This is a genomic window from Streptomyces sp. NBC_00122 (assembly GCF_045160845.1).
Taxonomy (GTDB): domain Bacteria; phylum Actinomycetota; class Actinomycetes; order Streptomycetales; family Streptomycetaceae; genus Streptomyces.
The window spans coordinates 5,504,751-5,522,479 of record NZ_CP108191.1; the positions used below are offsets into that span (position 1 = coordinate 5,504,751).

The 17,729-nt window shown below is 68.7% G+C and carries 17 protein-coding genes; 10 read left to right on the top strand and 7 right to left on the bottom strand.

What is annotated here, in order from left to right; genetic code table 11:
• Window positions 1-16 precede the first annotated feature (16 nt).
• On the bottom strand, window positions 17-844 hold the full coding sequence (locus OG737_RS25405) for a hypothetical protein (RefSeq protein WP_328928506.1): 828 nt from the start codon (window positions 842-844) through the stop codon (window positions 17-19).
• Between the two features lie 267 nt (window positions 845-1,111).
• Here OG737_RS25405 and gcl point away from each other — a divergent pair, with 267 nt between their 5' ends.
• Both gcl and OG737_RS25415 read left to right on the top strand, forming a co-directional pair.
• Window positions 1,112-2,899: a glyoxylate carboligase gene (gcl, locus tag OG737_RS25410; RefSeq protein WP_328928507.1), complete on the top strand. Its 1,788-nt coding sequence runs from the start codon at window positions 1,112-1,114 to the stop codon at window positions 2,897-2,899.
• 247 nt (window positions 2,900-3,146) lie between these two features.
• Window positions 3,147-3,881, top strand: a complete 735-nt coding sequence (locus OG737_RS25415) for a hypothetical protein (RefSeq protein WP_405677752.1) — start codon at window positions 3,147-3,149, stop codon at window positions 3,879-3,881.
• A gap of 145 nt (window positions 3,882-4,026) precedes the next feature.
• On the opposite strand, the gene OG737_RS25420 is transcribed toward OG737_RS25415, so the two are convergent.
• The 3 genes from OG737_RS25420 to OG737_RS25430 all read right to left on the bottom strand — a co-directional run bounded on the left by OG737_RS25420 (window position 4,027) and on the right by OG737_RS25430 (window position 7,501).
• Window positions 4,027-5,484, bottom strand: a complete 1,458-nt coding sequence (locus OG737_RS25420) for a catalase (RefSeq protein ID WP_328930470.1) — start codon at window positions 5,482-5,484, stop codon at window positions 4,027-4,029.
• Between the two features lie 217 nt (window positions 5,485-5,701).
• Window positions 5,702-6,592: a 2-hydroxy-3-oxopropionate reductase gene (locus OG737_RS25425; RefSeq protein ID WP_328928509.1), complete on the bottom strand. Its 891-nt coding sequence runs from the start codon at window positions 6,590-6,592 to the stop codon at window positions 5,702-5,704.
• 75 nt (window positions 6,593-6,667) lie between these two features.
• Complete coding sequence (locus tag OG737_RS25430) at window positions 6,668-7,501, bottom strand: TIM barrel protein (RefSeq protein ID WP_328928510.1); 834 nt, start codon at window positions 7,499-7,501, stop codon at window positions 6,668-6,670.
• Between the two features lie 125 nt (window positions 7,502-7,626).
• Between OG737_RS25430 and OG737_RS25435 the strand changes: the two genes are divergently transcribed.
• From OG737_RS25435 to OG737_RS25470, 8 genes are all read left to right on the top strand, one after another.
• On the top strand, window positions 7,627-7,878 hold the full coding sequence (locus OG737_RS25435; protein ID WP_328928511.1) for a thiamine-binding protein: 252 nt from the start codon (window positions 7,627-7,629) through the stop codon (window positions 7,876-7,878).
• Entirely contained in the window at window positions 7,875-8,285 is a 411-nt protein-coding gene (locus tag OG737_RS25440) for a helix-turn-helix domain-containing protein (protein ID WP_328928512.1), read from the top strand. The genes OG737_RS25435 and OG737_RS25440 overlap by 4 nt, the downstream gene beginning before the upstream one ends.
• 154 nt (window positions 8,286-8,439) lie before the next feature.
• The gene (gene uraD, locus OG737_RS25445) at window positions 8,440-8,955 is read left to right on the top strand and encodes a 2-oxo-4-hydroxy-4-carboxy-5-ureidoimidazoline decarboxylase (RefSeq protein WP_328928513.1); all 516 of its coding nucleotides are present in this window, start codon (window positions 8,440-8,442) and stop codon (window positions 8,953-8,955) included.
• A gap of 2 nt (window positions 8,956-8,957) precedes the next feature.
• Complete coding sequence (uraH, locus tag OG737_RS25450; RefSeq protein WP_405922027.1) at window positions 8,958-9,350, top strand: hydroxyisourate hydrolase; 393 nt, start codon at window positions 8,958-8,960, stop codon at window positions 9,348-9,350.
• A 1-nt stretch (window position 9,351) separates the two neighbouring features.
• Window positions 9,352-10,275, top strand: a complete 924-nt coding sequence (gene pucL / locus OG737_RS25455) for a factor-independent urate hydroxylase (protein WP_328928514.1) — start codon at window positions 9,352-9,354, stop codon at window positions 10,273-10,275.
• Between the two features lie 190 nt (window positions 10,276-10,465).
• Window positions 10,466-11,869: an 8-oxoguanine deaminase gene (locus tag OG737_RS25460; protein ID WP_405677742.1), complete on the top strand. Its 1,404-nt coding sequence runs from the start codon at window positions 10,466-10,468 to the stop codon at window positions 11,867-11,869.
• A 318-nt stretch (window positions 11,870-12,187) separates the two neighbouring features.
• Window positions 12,188-13,576: a nucleobase:cation symporter-2 family protein gene (locus OG737_RS25465; RefSeq protein ID WP_328930471.1), complete on the top strand. Its 1,389-nt coding sequence runs from the start codon at window positions 12,188-12,190 to the stop codon at window positions 13,574-13,576.
• A 215-nt stretch (window positions 13,577-13,791) separates the two neighbouring features.
• Complete coding sequence (locus tag OG737_RS25470; RefSeq protein WP_328928516.1) at window positions 13,792-13,989, top strand: hypothetical protein; 198 nt, start codon at window positions 13,792-13,794, stop codon at window positions 13,987-13,989.
• Window positions 13,990-13,996: 7 nt separating this feature from the next.
• Here the strand turns inward: OG737_RS25470 and OG737_RS25475 are convergent, their stop codons facing one another.
• The 3 genes from OG737_RS25475 to aceB all read right to left on the bottom strand — a co-directional run bounded on the left by OG737_RS25475 (window position 13,997) and on the right by aceB (window position 17,729).
• Window positions 13,997-14,602, bottom strand: coding sequence for a 3'-5' exoribonuclease domain-containing protein (locus OG737_RS25475; RefSeq protein ID WP_405922028.1), 606 nt, complete (start codon window positions 14,600-14,602; stop codon window positions 13,997-13,999).
• Window positions 14,603-14,651: 49 nt separating this feature from the next.
• Entirely contained in the window at window positions 14,652-15,842 is a 1,191-nt protein-coding gene (locus OG737_RS25480; RefSeq protein WP_405922029.1) for a GDSL-type esterase/lipase family protein, read from the bottom strand.
• Window positions 15,843-16,109: 267 nt separating this feature from the next.
• Window positions 16,110-17,729, bottom strand: a complete 1,620-nt coding sequence (aceB, locus tag OG737_RS25485; RefSeq protein ID WP_328928519.1) for a malate synthase A — start codon at window positions 17,727-17,729, stop codon at window positions 16,110-16,112.

The following is a 17,729-nucleotide window of genomic DNA, read 5'->3' on the forward strand; positions in this document are numbered from 1 at the left end:
GGCGGCCGCACCCCCGCTACGCGCCCGTACCGATCAGCTCGTCCGCCGGGTCGTTGACCGGCTGGGGCATGCCCGTGAGGTCCATGACGAACAGGGGTATCCCCAGGTCGTCCGCGCGGGCGCGGGCGTCCTGCGTGTATCCGGCGAGCGCGAAGTAGACGCTGGTCGCGGAAGCCGTGAGTCCGTTCAGCCAGACGCACTCCACCGCCCGCACCCCGGCGGGCCCGGTGGTCGGGTCCACCTGCGCGACCAGCCCCGGAGCCCGCAGGTCCACGGCCGCCGAGGGGATCGGCCGCCCGTCGGGCTGCCGTACGTCCTGGAAGCCGAGCCAGCGCAGATACAGCGCGGCGGTGGCCACCGCGTCGCGGGCCGTACGGATGGTCACCGGGCGGAACGCGGGGCGCGGCACCGGGGCCGTCGGCGGCAGCGGTATGTGCGCCGGCTGCGGATCGCGCCGATCGGCGGTCGCCCGGGCAGGATCGGCCGCCCCGGGAGACGTGTCGCTCACACCGCCGCTCCGGTACTCGGCCCGCTCGGCCCGTTCGCCCGGGTGCAGGGGATGAACGGGACGAACGCCGTGTACGGGGTGTACCGGAATCCGCACCACCGTCCCGCACGATCCGCACCCCAGCTCGGGCTGCGGCCACTCGCTCTCCCGCCCGCACGACTCGCAGCGCACCGCCACCCAGCTGTCCGACCAGGTCCGATGGGTCAGCGGCTCCGGCGGCGCCGTCAGGTTCAGCGGCGGATTGACCGGGCTCCCGCAGGCGCAGGGGAAGACCGGGGCGGTGTAGCCGTTCTCGCGCAGGCACGCCGGGCAGCGCACCGGTACCGCTTCCGCCATGAGACCTGGACCCCCTCCGTCGCTGTGCGTAGGTACATGCTCCACCACCCGCCACCGCCGGGGCGAGCATGCCCGCCATTTCCGGTGGATTCCCGCCGGAGGCTCGGTCATTTGTGCAACGCACCGAGCGAGACGCGGCTTTTGGTGGCATCCGGGGTCTCGAAGCGCCTTGACGTCAGGGAAGTCGCCACTTAGCTTGTTCCGTATAGCAGAACAAAACTTCCGGATGACGGAAAAGCCTGACCGCCAGACCCGCAGGAGAACCTGATGCCTCGTATGACAGCCGCCGCCGCTGCAGTTGAGATCCTCAAGCTCGAGGGTGTCGAACAAGCGTTCGGCGTGCCCGGTGCTGCGATCAACCCGTTCTACCGCGAGCTCAAGAACGTGGGCGGCATCAAGCACACGCTGGCCCGCCACGTCGAGGGCGCTTCCCACATGGCCGAGGGCTACACGCGTGCCAAGGCGGGCAACATCGGTGTCTGCATCGGTACCTCGGGCCCGGCCGGCACCGACATGATCACCGGCCTGTACTCCGCGATCGCGGACTCGATCCCGATCCTGTGCATCACCGGTCAGGCTCCGGTCTCGAAGCTCCACAAGGAGGACTTCCAGGCCGTCGACATCGCCTCGATCGCCAAGCCGGTCACCAAGAAGGCCACCACGGTCCTGGAGGCCGCCCAGGTTCCGGGTGTGTTCCAGGAGGCCTTCCACCTGATGCGCTCCGGCCGTCCCGGCCCGGTCCTGATCGACCTGCCGATCGACGTCCAGCTCACCGAGATCGAGTTCGACCCGGAGACCTACGAGCCGCTGCCGGTCTACAAGCCGCGCGCCACCCGCGCCCAGGCCGAGAAGGCCCTGCGCTTCCTGCTGGAGTCCGAGCGCCCGCTGATCGTCTCCGGTGGCGGCATCATCAACGCCGACGCCTCCGACCTGCTGGTCGAGTTCGCCGAGCTGACGAACATCCCGGTCATCTCCACCCTGATGGGCTGGGGCACCATCCCGGACGACCACGAGCTGGCCGCGGGCATGGTCGGCGTCCAGACCTCGCACCGCTACGGCAACGCGACCTTCCTGGAGTCCGACGTCGTCATCGGCATCGGCAACCGCTGGGCCAACCGTCACACCGGCTACAACCTCGACGCGTACCGCGGCGACCGCAAGTTCGTCCACGTCGACATCGAGCCCACCCAGATCGGCAAGATCTTCGCCCCGGACTTCGGCATCGCCTCCGACGCCAAGGCCGCGCTGGAGCTCTTCATCGAGGTCGCGAAGGACCTCAAGGCCGAGGGCAAGCTGCCGGACTTCTCCGCCTGGGCCGCCTCCGCCCAGGAGCGCAAGGCCACCCTGCAGCGCCGTACGCACTTCGACAACATCCCCATGAAGCCGCAGCGCGTCTACGAGGAGATGAACAAGGCGTTCGGTCCCGAGACCCGCTACGTCACCACCATCGGCCTCTCCCAGATCGCCGGCGCGCAGATGCTGCACGTCTACAAGCCGCGCAACTGGATCAACTGCGGCCAGGCCGGCCCGCTCGGCTGGACCATCCCGGCCGCCATCGGTGCCGCCACCGCGGACCCGGAGACCCCGATCGTCGCCCTCTCCGGCGACTACGACTTCCAGTTCATGATCGAGGAGCTCGCGGTCGCCGCGCAGCACAAGGTCCCCTACGTCCACGTCCTGGTGAACAACGCCTACCTGGGCCTGATCCGTCAGGCGCAGGGCGGCCTCGGCATCAACTTCGAGGTCAACCTCGAATTCGAGAACATCAACACCCCGGAGCTCGGCGTCTACGGCGTCGACCACGTCAAGGTCGCCGAGGGGCTGGGCGTCAAGGCCATCCGCGTCACCGACCCGAACGAGCTGGGCGCCGCCTTCGAGCAGGCCAAGAAGCTGGCCCAGGAGTTCCAGGTCCCGGTCGTCGTCGAGGCCATCCTGGAGCGCGTCACCAACATCTCGATGAGCAAGACCGTCGACATGAGCGACGTCACCGAGTTCGAGGAGCTCGCGACCGAGCCGGGCCACGCCCCGACCGCGATCAAGGCCCTGAAGGTCTGACCACCCGGTCCGGCTGTACGCGGCGACCCCCGTCCCTCCGCGAGGAGGGCGGGGGTCGCTCCGCGTTCCGGCGCCGCCCGGCCCCGTACGGCGGCGTCCGTTCGGGGCTCCGCCGCGTGTGTCGGCCGTCGGCGCCCCGGGCGGGGCGGCCCGGCACAGGACACTGGCCGGGCCTGCCGCAGCCGCGGGGGCCGCTGGAGAGCGAGCTGGCCGGGGCGGCGGGGGCGTCGACGGGCGGGTCTACGCGATGTCGCGCGACGCGCGGTTCACCGCGCACCGGCTGATGCGGCGGGTGGACCCCCGTACGCAGACGCCGGTCCCGGCGATCCTCCTGATCCTCGCGCTCGGGTTCGTCCTGATGGTCGCGCTGCCCGGCGCGGCACTGCTGGAGCTGATCACGGCGTCGACGATCCTGCCGGCCCTCATCTACGGCGCGACGATCGTCCTCTACCTGGCCGTACGCGGCCGCCTGGGCCGTCAGGAGGGCGCCTTCGGCCTCGGACGCCTCGAACTGCCGGTCGCGGTCTGCGCGCTGGCCTGGACCCTGCTCGCGCTGCTCGCGCTGTTCGTCCTCGTGACGCCGCGGGAGGCGCTGGTCCCCGTCGTGGTCGTGGCCGGCCTGCTCCTCCTGGGAGGGCTGTTCTTCCTCGGCACGCTGATGTTCCACCGAGAGGCGCTGGACACCGAACCCGGCGGCGACTCCTTCCGGTGGGGCGCCCGAGAGTGGTTTCGCCCGGGCACGACAAAGCGCCGAGTCACGGGACCGTCCGTGACTCGGCGCTCTGGTTGTTACCGCCCGACGGGGCGAGGCTGGCGCGACAGGACGTTCGCGCCGCCGGGCGGAGTGTGTGGGGAGGAGTTCACCTCCTCGTACAGGGGGCTCTGTGCGTGGCCCCTGTACGGAGAGGAGTGGCTGGGACCGTGGCGGGCGGGCGACGAGAACTCCGGCACCGTCTCCCTCAGGTCAAGAGACGGGCCTTGAGAACCCATTACCACCGCACTGGCTCGCACGCCTGCCACGGTCCTCGTCCTGCCCTCGCCGCGTACCACCCCTCATCCGGGTCCACGGGTCGGGCTCAGCACCCGGAGCCTGACCTCCCGTCAGGCCCCCGGTACAGCTGTGTGGCTCAGGCGTCGCGCAGGGCGCGCACGGCCTCCTCGACGCGCTTGCCGTAGTCGGCGTCGGCGGCGTGGAAGTGAGCCAGGTTCTTCTCGATGACGTCCTCAAGGGTGACCTGGGACAGGCCGCCGGCGATGTTCGCCACCAGACGCTGCTTCTCGGCCTCCGACATCAGGCGGTAGAGCTCACCGGCCTGGAAGAAGTCGTCGTCCTTGGTATGGGCCGGGGCCTCGTGGGTGCCCGTGTAGCCGGAGACGGCCTTCGGGGCGCCGAGCGCGAGACCGGTCTCCGCCGGACCCTGGTACGAGTTGGGCTCGTAGTTCTTGTCGTGGCGCGAACCGTTGCGCAGCGCCATGACACCGTCGCGGCCGTAGTTCTCGGCCTTCGTCGCCTTCGGGGCGTTGACCGGCAGCAGGGTGTGGTTCACACCGAGGCGGTAGCGCTGGGCGTCGGCGTACGCGAAGAGACGGCCCTGGAGCATCTTGTCCGGCGAGGCGGTGATGCCCGGGACGAAGTTGTTCGGGGAGAAGGCGGACTGCTCGACCTCGGCGAAGACGTTGTCCGGGTTGCGGTCGAGGACCAGACGGCCCACGCGCTGCAGCGGGTAGTCGCTGTGCGGCCACACCTTGGTGAGGTCGAACGGGTTGAAGCGGTAGTCCGCGGCCTCGGCGGCGGGCATGATCTGGACGTAGAGGGTCCAGCTCGGGTTCACACCGCGCTCGATCGCCTGCAGCAGGTCGGTCTGGTGCGAGTTCGCGTCCTGGCCGACGAGCTCGGCGGCCTGCTCGCCCGACAGGCAGCGGATGCCCTGGTTCGTCTTGAAGTGATACTTGACGAAGAAGGCCTCGCCCTGCTCGTTCGTCCACTGGTAGGTGTGGGAGCCGTAGCCGTTCATGTGACGGTACGAGGCGGGGATGCCGCGGTCACCCATCAGCCAGGTGATCTGGTGCGTCGCCTCCGGGGCGTGCGCCCAGAAGTCCCAGACGTTGTCCGCCTCCTGCTTGCCCGTGAAGGGGTCGCGCTTCTGGGAGTGGATGAAGTCGGGGAACTTGATCGGGTCCTTGATGAAGAACACCGGGGTGTTGTTGCCGACGAGGTCGTAGTTGCCCTCTTCGGTGTAGAACTTCAGCGCGAAGCCGCGCGGGTCGCGGACCGCGTCCGCGCCACCGAGCGAGTCGGCCACGGTGGAGAACCGCAGGAAGGTCTCGGTCTTCTTGCCGACCGTGTTCAAGAACGCGGCGCTGGTGTACGCGGTGACGTCGTCGGTCACCTCGAAGTAGCCGTACGCGGCCGAGCCGCGGGCGTGCACCACGCGCTCCGGGATGCGCTCACGGTTGAAGCGGGCAAGCTTCTCGAGGAGCTGCTGGTCCTGGACCAGGAGCGGGCCACCGACGCCGGCGGTGGCGGAGTTCTGATTGTCGGCGACCGGGGCGCCGGACTCGGTCGTCAGCGTGCGCTTCGACATGGTGACCTTCCGTACGGGTAACTGCTGACGGAAAGTGTCTTCCGTCATGCGGAACAGCCTAATTTCGGCAGGAACTAAACGTCAACAGTCTGTTGAACGAAGTTGAAGAGAGGTGATCCGGACGGTGCCGGCGCTTGGGCGCGACAGGACAGGTGTCAGCACCGGCACCATCCGGAGACTCAGGTCCCCGAGACGGGGAGGGGGCTCAGATCCGAGCTCAGATCTGGGCGCCGGAGAGGCGCTCGACGGCGCGGAGCAGGGCCGAGTGGTCCAGGCCGCCGTCGCCCTGGGCGCGCAGCGAGGCGACCAGCTGGGCGACGACCGCGCCGACCGGGAGGGCCGCACCGACGTTGCGGGCGGCGTCGGTGACGATGCCCATGTCCTTGTGGTGCAGGTCGATCCGGAAACCGGGCTTGAAGTCGCGGTTCAGGAAGTTGTCCTTCTTGCGGGTCAGGACCGTGGAGCCGGCCAGACCGCCGTTGAGGACGTCGAGGGCGGCCTGGAGGTTCACGCCGGACTTCTCGAGGAAGACGACGGCCTCGGCGCACGCCTGGATGTTCACCGCGACGATGAGCTGGTTGGCGGCCTTCACCGTCTGGCCGGAGCCATGCGGGCCGCAGAGCACGATGACCTTGCCGAGGGCCTCGAGGATCGGCAGGGCCTCGTCGAAGTCGGCCTGCTCGCCACCCACCATGATCGACAGGACGGCCTCGATGGCGCCGGCCTCGCCGCCGGACACCGGGGCGTCGATGACGCGGATGCCCTTCTCGGCAGCGTTCTTCGCGAGGTCGATCGAGGTCTGCGGGGTGATCGACGACATGTCGATGATCAGCGCACCGGACTTGGCGTTCTCCAGGATGCCGTTCTCACCGTAGGAGATGGCCTCGACCTGCGGGGAGGCGGGCACCATCGTGATGATGACGTCGGCGTCCTTGACGGCTTCGGCGATCGAGCCCGCGGCGGCGCCGCCGGCGGCGGCCAGGCGGTCCAGCTTGTCCTGCTCCAGCGTGAAGCCGGTGACCGAGTAGCCGGCCTTCAGGAGGTTCTCGGCCATGGGGGAGCCCATGATGCCGAGACCGATCCACGCGATCTTGGGGAGGTTGCTCATGATGAGGGTCCTTCTCTTAATGCTTCGTACGAAAAGTGCGAGAGGTGCCTGGCCGATCGCCCGGACTTTGTCCTCTTACTTGGCGGCGCGGGCCTCGGCCGGCAGCCAAGCGAAGGACGCGGCAGCGTCGGCGGCCTTGTACTCCAGGCCTACGTAGCCCTCGTATCCGGCCTTCTTCAGCTGGTCGAGCAGCTCCTCGAGGGGCAGCTCGCCGGTGCCGGGGGCACCGCGTCCGGGCTTGTCCGCGATCTGGACGTGCCCGGTCTTGGCGGCGTACTTTTCGATGACCTCGGAGAGGTCCTCATCGTTCATCGCCAGGTGGTACAGGTCGAGCAGGAACTTGGCGTTGCCGAGGCCGGTGGCCTCGTTCACCTTGTCCACCACCTCGATGCCGGCCGGGGCGCTCACCAGCGGGTAGAGCGGCGACTCGGGCTTGTTGAGGGTCTCGATCAGGAGGATCGCGCCGACGCGGTCCGCGGCCCGGGCCGCGACGACCAGGTTCTTCAGGGCGAGCTCGTCCTGTACGGCCGGGTCCACGCCTTCGACGCGGTTGCCGTACAGGGCGTTCAGCGCCTTGCAGCCGACCGAGGCCGCGAAATCGGCGGCCACGTTGATGTTGGCGTTGAAGCGCTCCGACTCCTCACCGGGAACCGAGACCGCACCGCGGTCCGGGCCCGGCAGCTGGCCGGCGTAGAAGTTCAGGCCCACCAGCTGCGTGCCGGCGTCCTCAAGAGCCTTCTTGAGGGCGTCGAGCTCCGCCTGGGCGGGGGTGGGGGTCTCGATCCAGGGCCACCACAGCTCGACCGCCGTGAAGCCCGCCGCGGCGGCGGCCGCGGGACGCTCCAGGAGCGGGAGTTCCGTGAAGAGGATCGAAAGGTTCACATCGAAGCGCTGGTCCGTGTATCCCATGAGGGGTGTGCGCTCCTTCCGTATTGCGGAAGTTATTTTCTGCTTGATGGAAGACTGCATGGGGTTCCGCGCCGATGTCAAGTGCGGACTCCCGAAAAATCCTGACCGCGGGGTAGCTTGACGGCGTGCGATTGAGAGTGGAGTTCACGACCGAGCCCTTCGATCTGGAAGAGGCTCCTGCCCATGCCGTGGCGGCCCGCGAGGTCATCCAGAAGGCCCAGCTGGACGCGGTGGACGTCGGGCCGTTCGGAAACACAGCCGAGGGGGAGGCGGGTCAGGTGCTGGCCGCGGTGGGCGCGCTGCTGCGCGACTCCCTGGAGGCCGGAGCGACCCGCGTGTCGCTCCAGGTCAATGTGATCGGCGAGGAGACGCCATGACCGAGCCCCGCGACCACCCGTTCATCACCGCGGTCAAGCCGCTCGTCGACGCCATGGGCGGCGAGCTGATGGATCCCGCCCAGGCGCAGCCCGACGACGTCGTGCTCAGCTGGGAGGGCCAGGACCTGCTGGCCGTGCGCCTGCCCCAGCTCTCGGACTCGCTGGATCACATCCTTGCGGCCCTGGAGCGCCGGCACGGCGTACCGTTGTCGCAGCTCGACCGCAAGTCCAAGCAGGACGTCGTGCGGATACTGGAGGCGCGGGGCGCCTTCTCCGTGCGGCACGGTGTGGAAACGGTCGCGGGTGCCCTGGGTGTAAGCCGCTTCACGGTCTACAACTACTTGAACAGGGACGCCGGCACTCAGGCGAAGGCCAACAAGAGCAGCCGGCAGCGAAGCCAGGAGTGAACGTCGTCTGACCCATGGTGACGAGCCGCCGCCCAATTCACCCGGGCGGCGGCTTTTGTGTACGGGAAGTTTCAACAAAGTGTTGACGCCGTGTTGCCGAGGGCGTTAGCTATGCGCAGCCCGTCAAAGCAACAACAGGCCACGGAGGCCTACCGTGACTTCGAGTCCGACCCCGGGTCTCACCCGGTTCAACGCCTTGGACGACGGCGCGGCCGCGGCCGAGCTGCACGAGGTGTGCGCCAGTTCGGCATGGGGGAGCAAGCTGCTCGCCCAGCGCCCCTTCACCAGCGTCGAGTCCCTGTTCGCCGCGAACGAGTCCGCCATGGCGGAGCTCACCGCGCAGGACCTGGGTGACGCGATGGGTGGCCACGCGCCGATCGGCCGGCCGAAGCCGGGAGACCCGACCTCCGCCCGCGAGCAGCGTGGCATGGCCGGTGCCTCGGAGGAGCTCAAGAGCGAGCTCCTCGAACTCAACCTGGCGTACCAGGAGAAGTTCGGCCACGTCTTCCTCATCTGCGCCACCGGCGCGACCGGTGAGTTCATGCGGGACGCGGTCAAGGTCCGGATCGACAACTCGCCGGAGCAGGAGCGGGAAATCGCCCGCGGCGAGCTCGTCAAGATCAACAAGATCCGCCTGACCCGCCTCGTAGAACTCGCAGAGGGAGAGTGACCATGAGCACCGAGACCACCGCGTCGGTGTCCACGCACATCCTGGACACCAGCATCGGAAAGCCCGCCGAGGGCGTCGCCATCTCCCTGTCGGCCCGTACCGGGCTCAACGGAGAGTGGGCGGCCCTGGGCGGCTCCGCCACCGATGCGGACGGGCGCTGCAAGGACCTGCCCGCCCTGCCGGAGGGCACCACACACGTGCGTCTCGACTTCGAGACCGAGACGTACTTCTCCAAGAAGCAAGCCGCCGAGGCACAGCAGGACGCCCCCCGCGTAAGGGACAGCGGTCCGTTCTTCCCCGAGGTCACCATCACCTTCGCGGTGAACCCGGGCGAGCACTACCACGTACCGCTGCTGCTCAACCCGTTCGGCTACTCCGTTTACCGAGGGAGCTAGCATGGCCACCATTCTGGGCCAGAACCAGTACGGCAAAGCAGAGAACCGCGTAGTCAAGATCACGCGGGACGGCGACACCCACCACATCAAGGACCTGAACGTCTCGGTCGCCCTCTCCGGCGACATGGACGACGTCCACTACTCCGGCTCGAACGCCAACTGCCTGCCGACGGACACCACCAAGAACACGGTGTACGCGTTCGCCAAGGAATACGGAATCGAGTCCGCCGAGCAGTTCGGCATCCACCTCGCGCGCTGGTTCGTCACCAGCCAGGAGCCGATCAAGCGGGCGCGCATCCGGATCGAGGAGTACGCCTGGGACCGGATCGCCACGTCCGACGCCAACTCCAAGTTCATCGGCGCCGACGAGGTGAACCACTCCTTCGTCCGCAAGGGCATGGAGACCCGCGTCACCCAGATCACGTACGACGGTCAGAACTGGGAGGTCATCTCCGGCCTCAAGGACCTGATCGTCATGAACTCCACGAACTCCGAGTTCTGGGGTTACGTGAAGGACAAGTACACGACCCTGCAGGAGGCGTACGACCGCATCCTGGCCACCCAGGTATCGGGTCGCTGGCGCTTCAACTGGACCGACGACGAGCAGCGGATGCCCAACTGGGAGAAGTCCTACGCCGAAACCAAGAAGCACATGCTTCAGGCCTTCGCGGAGACCTACTCCCTCTCGCTGCAGCAGACCCTGTACCAGATGGGTTCGCGCATCATCAACCACCGTTCGGAGATCGACGAGGTCCGCTTCTCGCTCCCGAACAAGCACCACTTCCTCGTGGACCTTGAGCCGTTCGGCCTCAAGAACGACAACGAGGTGTACTTCGCCGCGGACCGTCCGTACGGTCTGATCGAGGCCACTGTTCTCCGGGACGGCGTTGACGCCCGTATCCCCGTGGACATGACCAACCTCTGATGCGGCACGCGTGTCCCGGGGCTCCGCAGTGGCCCCGGGACGACGCGACACGCAACCGCTTCCTGAATCGGCACCCGGACGCATCGCGCGGGGCGGCAGTACTGTCAGCTGTCAAGGCCCCCGGCTCCGGCACTCAAATCTCCTGGGCCTTGCCGTGCCCGCACCGCCACTGAAAGCACGAGGAAGTCCCATGGCAGCATCGGCAGCCCCTGACAGCGCGGTCGAGCGCATCGTCATCGAGAACTGTGCGATCGCGACGGTCGACGCGAACGACACAGAGTACGCCTCGGGGTACGTGGTCGTCGCCGGCAACAAGATCGAGTCGATCGGTGCGGGCAAGGCCCCCGAGAACCTCGAGAACGTGGTCCGCCGCATCGACGGCACCGGGCACCTCGTGACCCCGGGTCTGGTCAACACGCACCACCACTTCTACCAGTGGATCACGCGTGGCCTGGCCACCGACCACAACCTCTTCAACTGGCTCGTCGCGCTGTACCCGACGTGGGCGCGCATCGACGAGCAGATGACGTACACGGCCGCCCAGGGCTCCCTGGCGATGATGGCCAAGGGCGGCGTCACCACCGCCATGGACCACCACTACGTCTTCCCCAAGGGCTCCGGCGACCTCTCCGGCTCGATCATCCGCGCCGCGTCCGAGATGGGTGTCCGATTCACCCTCGCCCGCGGCTCGATGGACCGCAGCGAGAAGGACGGCGGCCTGCCGCCGGACCACGCCGTCGAGACCCTCGAAGGCGCGCTCGCCGACACCGAGGCGACCGTCAAGAAGCACCACGACTACTCCTTCGACGCGATGACCCAGGTCGCCGTCGCCCCGTGCTCCCCCTTCTCGGTCTCGACCGAGCTGCTGAAGCAGGGTGCCGAGCTGGCCCGCCGACTGGGTGTGCGCATGCACACGCACGGCTCGGAGACCGTCGAGGAAGAGCAGTTCTGCAAGGAACTGTTCGGCATGGGCCCGACCGACTACTTCGAGTCGACCGGCTGGCTCGGCGAGGACGTGTGGATGGCGCACAGCGTCCACATGAACGACTCCGACATCGCCGCGTTCGCCCGTACCAAGACCGGTGTGGCGCACTGCCCGTCCTCCAACGCCCGTCTGGCCGCCGGCATCGCCCGCGTCCCGGACATGCTCGCCGCCGGTGTACCGGTCGGCCTCGGCGTCGACGGCACCGCCTCCAACGAGTCCGGTGAGCTGCACACCGAGCTGCGCAACGCGCTGCTGATCAACCGTCTGAACCCGGTCCACCGCGAGCGCGCCCTGAACGCGCGTCAGGCCCTGCGCCTGGGTACGTACGGTGGCGCCCAGGTCCTCGGCCGCGCCGGCAGCATCGGCTCGCTGGAGGTCGGCAAGTGCGCCGACCTGGTGATGTGGAACCTGAGCACCCTGGCCCACTCCTCCATCGCCGACCCGGTCACCGCGCTGGTCTTCGGTGCGGCCGCCCCGGTGACCCTCTCGCTGGTCAACGGCAAGCAGATCGTCGAGAACAACCGACTGCTCTTCGCCGACGAGGACGCCATCGCCGCGTCCACGCGGGAAGAGGCCCAGCGCCTCGCGCGGATCGCCGCGCAGGCCTGACCCTCCCCAGGGAGGTGCCCCAGAAGTCCGGCCGGGGGGGACGGCCCCCGGCCGGCGGCCGCGGACCCGAGCGGGGTCCGCGGCAGCCGTTCCCGGGAAGCGCCCGGTCTTTTGCGGGCGCCCCCGGGAGCGGTACTCGCGCCACTGGCTTGATCTCCGCAGAACCGACTCGGGCGAATCGTTTCTGCACACCTGCAAACTCTGCGCACCCATAACTCTGCGCACCCACAACTGAAAACAGGCTCGACTCGCACAGCTTTCGCACCACCTCCAAGACACCACGTCCCTGCCGACGTGTTCAACCGAACGGAGGAAGCCGTGGCCCAGGCGCCCAGGTTTCGCAAAGACGCAGTCGCAGTACCGGAGGAGAAGCACCCGGTCGACGAGACCCTGCCTCCGCTGAAAATGTTCACGAGCGGCCTCCAGCACGTGGCCGCCATGTACGCGGGTGTCGTGGCCCCGCCCATGATCGTCGGCCCCGCCGTCGGCCTCTCCGCCACCGAGACCGCCTTCCTGATGGGCGCCTCGCTCTTCACCGCAGGGCTCGCGACCCTCCTCCAGACCCTCGGTTTCTGGAAGATCGGTGCCAGACTCCCCTTCGTCAACGGCGTCTCCTTCGCCGGTGTGACCCCGATGATCGCGATCGGCAAGGGGGAGGGAGCGGACGCCATCCCCGTCATCTTCGGCGCGATCATCGTCGCCGGAGCCGTCGGCTTCTTCGCCGCCCCCTACTTCGGCAAACTCGTCCGCTTCTTCCCGCCGGTCGTGACGGGTACGGTCATCACCCTGATCGGCGTCTCGCTCCTGCCCGTCGCCTTCAACTGGTCGCAGGGCGGGAACCGCACCGCCACCGACTACGGCTCGATGAAGAACATCGGGATGGCGGCCGTCACCCTGGTCATCGTCCTGCTGATGCGCAAGTTCCTGCGCGGCTTCCTCCAGCAGATATCCATCCTGCTCGGACTGGTGGCGGGCACGCTGATCGCTCTCCCGCTGGGCATGACCAGCTTCGACGCCGTCAAGAACGCCTCGGTGATCGGCTTCCCGACCCCGTTCCACTTCGGCGCCCCGCAGTTCCAGGTCGCCGCCATCGTCTCGATGTGCATCGTCATGCTCGTCTGCATGACCGAGTCCACCGCCGACATCCTGGCCCTCGGCAAGATCGTAGGCCGCCCGGCGGACGCGAGGACCATCGAGGGCGGCCTGCGCGCCGACACCCTCGGCAGCGCGATCAGCCCGCTCTTCAACGGCTTCATGTGCAGCGCCTTCGCCCAGAACATCGGCCTGGTCGCCATGACCAAGGTGCGCAGCCGGTTCGTCGTCGCAGCCGGCGGGGGCATCCTGATCCTGCTGGGCCTGTGCCCGATGGCGGCCTCCGTGATCGGCGTCGTCCCGTTGCCGGTCCTCGGCGGCGCCGGCATCGTGCTCTTCGGCTCGGTCGCGGCGAGCGGCATCCAGACCCTGGCGGGCGCGGCCATGGAGAAGGGCGAGAACGCCCTGATCGTCGCCGCCTCGGTGGGCATCGGCCTGATCCCCATCGCCGCGCCGGAGTTCTACCACGCCTTCCCGAAGGACCTGCTGGTCGTCCTCGACTCCGGCATCAGCACCGGCTGTGTGGTGGCGATCCTGCTCAACCTCGCCTTCAACCACCTCGGCGCCGGGAAGGACGCGGGCGCGGCCGTCCCGGATCCTGTCCCGGTGCACTGACCGGGACAGGCCCGGCACGCGGACAGCACGGCGGTGCGTACGCCACCCACTGCGGGCGTGGCGTACGCACCGCCGTACCGGGCCGTGACGCGTCAAGGGCGCGGCCCCGGTCGTATGCGCAGCCCCATTGCGCCATCCGCCCCGGGCAGGCAACTGACGGACAGTCAATTCGGTGTTGACAGGCGTCTCCGATGTCCAACCGAAGGAGCCCCGCCATGCGAAGGAAGACCGCGGCACTGCTGGGAAGTGCCACGCTGCTCGCCATCCCGCTGCTCGCCGGGCCGGCCGAGGCCGCACCGGCCGGGGCCAACTGGAATTGCGGTGACGCCTGGTACTCCAGCCGCGCCGAAGGCCATGCGTGGATCCAGTACTGCCGGTGTGACATGGAAGAGCTGCTGATCCGTAGCCCGTAGCCCGTAGTCAGCCCTGTCCGTCCGCCGGCCCCTCCCACAGCATCAGATTGCTCATCAGCTCGGCCTGCTCGATCGCGTCGTCCAGCGCGTGGTGGGTGTGCCGGCGGCCGGAGAGCAGTGCCTTCGGCATCCGGCCCTTGACGGCGGCCCGCAGCGGTACGCGCGCCTTCGTCGCGTAGAGGGTCTTCATGTCCAGGCATCCGGAGTGGCCGAAGGGGCTGTCGCCGCCGAACCGCATCAAGTACCAGTACAGGAAGGTCCAGTCGAAGGAGGCCGGGTAGCCGCACATCACGGGCTGCGCGCCGACGGAGACCTCGCGCACCCACGCGCGGAACTGGGCCATGGCCGTCTCCGGATCGGCGCCCTCGCGAACCAGCCGGTCCCGGTCCAGCCCGCTCACCGCGAGGGCCTCGGGCGCGAACTCGTCGCTGATCGGCCGCAACTCGCGGTAGAAGGTGAGCTCTTCGGGGTCGGCGGCCGTATACGAACCGCCGTCCTGCCGCCCGGCGACGGAGGCCCCGAAGCTGATCATCGAGTACGGACCGGGAATCGGCCCGTCGGCCTCGATGTCGACGGAGATGTACAGGGAGGGTCGTGCGGTACGGGCTGCCATGCCCGAGAGCATGGCAGCCCGTACCGTTTCGATCACCCGGTTTTCGCCGCTACGGCGCGGGCGTCAGGTACATCCCGCTCTGGTCGGCTCCGGCGGTGTTCTTGCAGCTGGAGCCGGAGTTCGCGGGCTGGGCGACGGCCAGGGCGAGGCAGCGTCCCGCGGCCAGCTGTCCGAAGTAGTTCGGGTGCATGGACTCCTGGATCAGGCCCTGCGTCTCGTTGTTGTCGATCCAGCGCGCCCACTCGCTGGTCTTCGCCGAGGCCGGGACGGTGGAGGTCACCTGCTTGCTGGCCTTGGCGCACACCTCGCGGCCCTGCATCATGTCCCGCAGGTCCAGGAACTGCACGCCCTTGGCGGCGGCGACGCCCTTGATGCGGCCCGCGATCTGCGGCACGAGCGAGTCACGCGCCCAGTCCGAGTCCCGGTTCCAGAAGGGGCAGCCGCCGCTGTTGAGGCGGCTCCAGTCGCTCTGCGTGTACCGGTTCTCGGCGCCCCGCGGGATCGGCGACGGGTAGGACTGCAGCACGATCCGGTAGGCGGAGTCGGCGTACCCGGCCGCGCGCATCACGGCCCGCACCTCGTCCACGGACTTCCCGACGTCGGCCATGACCTGGTCGATCTTCTGGTCCACGCCGTACTGCTGGTCGTCGTAGCAGTAGGAGTTCCAGAGGACGAAGTCGAGGGCGCAGTCCTTGATGATGTCGGCGAAGCCGAGGTCGTTCCCGCCGATGGACAGCGCGATGACCTTGACGTCGTGGCTCGCGGCCACGGCGGCGAGCTGATCGGCCTGCGGGGCCTCGCCCTTGAAGCCCACGCCGCCGTTGGAGGCGCGGAAGACGTTCTCGGAAGTCGCCCCGGAACACGCCAGGTTCACGGCGACATCGGCGATCGCGCCGGCGCTCTTGACCTCGGCGGAGTCGGAGCGGTGGCAGCCGCCGGCGGTACTCCCGTAGACCTTGGAGGGGTCGTAGGTGCTCCCGCTGACCCAGGCCCGGTCGGTGCCGGCGCGATTCCCGGTGTTGGTGAGGCTGTTGCCCTTCCAGCGGCCTGCCTCGCCGGATATGTAACTGTCGCCCATGGACACGACGGCGGTGGGCCCGGTCCCGGAACTGGCCACCGAGGTCCCGGCCCCACCGGCCACCAGCGCGCTGACGGCGAGCGGCAGGACCAACCCGGCCCCTGCCAGGCGTCGCACGCGACGGCGGGCCCGGTCCTTGCTGACGTTGCGGAATCCGATCACTGCGGAACTCCTGCGGTAGGCCATGCCGAAGCCCAGGTACAGCTCCGACGCATGGCTGGAAAAGTGGGGGTACCGCCGGCCGGTGGCATCGGAAAGGTGACATGGCGCACGTTGTTACCGCTAGGTACAGGCAAGTTACGAACAAGTAACAACCGATCGGTCGTTCGGCCCGGTGCCCGGGAAACAGCTCCGCCCCCGCTGCCTGGTGGCGGCGGGGGCGGAGTCCGTGATGTCCGGCTGCTGTGCGTTTCAGCCGGAAGCGGGGTGTCAGCCGAGCAGTTGGTCGTACGCGGGGAGGGTGAGGAAGTCCGCGTAGTCCGCGTCCAGGGAGACCTGGAGGAGGAGGTCGTGGGCCTGCTGCCACTTTCCGGCCGCGAACGCCTCCTCGCCGACCTCGGCGCGGATGGCGGCCAGTTCCTCCGCCGCGATCTCGCGGGTCAGCTCGGCCGTCGCCGTCAGGCCGTTCTCGAAGACGACACCTGCGTTGATCCACTGCCAGATCTGCGAGCGCGAGATCTCGGCGGTGGCCGCGTCCTCCATCAGGCCGAAGATGCCGACGGCGCCGAGGCCCCGCAGCCAGGCCTCGATGTAGCGGATGCCGACCTGGACCGCGTTGCGCAGGCCCTCGTACGTGGGCTTCGCGTCCAGCGAGTCGATCGCGATGAGCTCGCCCGGGGCCACCGAGACGTCCTCGCGCAGGCGGTCCTTCTGGTTCGGCTTGTCGCCGAGCACGGCGTCGAAGGAGGCCATCGCGATCGGGACCAGGTCGGGGTGGGCGACCCAGGAGCCGTCGAAGCCGTCGCCCGCCTCGCGGTCCTTGTCGGCCTTGACCTTCTCGAACGCGACCTTGTTGACCTCGGCGTCCTTGCGGGAGGGGATGAAGGCCGCCATGCCGCCGATGGCGTGCGCGCCGCGCTTGTGGCAGGTGCGCACCAGCAGTTCGGTGTAGGCGCGCATGAACGGGGCGGTCATCGTCACCGCGTTGCGGTCCGGCAGGACGAACTTCTCGCCGCCGTCACGGAAGTTCTTCACGATCGAGAAGAGGTAGTCCCAGCGGCCCGCGTTCAGGCCGGCCGCGTGGTCGCGCAGCTCGTAGAGGATCTCCTCCATCTCGTACGCGGCGGTGATCGTCTCGATGAGGACCGTCGCGCGGACGGTGCCCTGCGGGATGCCGACGTAGTCCTGGGCGAAGACGAAGATGTCGTTCCAGAGGCGCGCCTCCAGGTGCGACTCCGTCTTCGGCAGGTAGAAGTACGGGCCCTTGCCGAGGTCGATCAGGCGCTTCGCGTTGTGGAAGAAGTACAGGCCGAAGTCGACGAGCGAGCCGGAGGCCGGGCCGCCCTCGAACCGGAGGTGGCGCTCCTCCAGGTGCCAGCCGCGCGGCCGCATCACGACGGTGGCGAGCTCGTCGGCGGGCCGCAGGGCGTACGCCTTGCCCGTGCGCCCGTCCGTGAAGTCGATGCGGCGCTCGTAGGCGTCGATGAGGTTGAGCTGGCCGAGGACGACGTTCTCCCAGGTGGGAGCGGATGCGTCCTCGAAGTCGGCGAGCCAGACCTTGGCGCCCGAGTTCAGGGCGTTGATGGTCATCTTGCGGTCCGTCGGACCGGTGATCTCCACGCGGCGGTCGTTCAGCGCGGCCGGCGCCGGGGCCACCTTCCAGTCTCCCTCGCGGACCTGTGCGGTGTCCGGGAGGAAGTCGAGGGTGGAGGTCCGGGCGATCTCGGCACGGCGCTCGCCGCGCCGGGCGAGGAGCTCCGCCCGGCGGGGGGCGAACCGCCGGTGCAGCTCGGCCACGAAGGCGAGGGCCGCTTCGGTGAGGACTTCGTCCTGCCGGGGCAGGGGCTCGGCTGCGACGATGGCCAGCGGGGACGGCGCTGGTGCGGACAT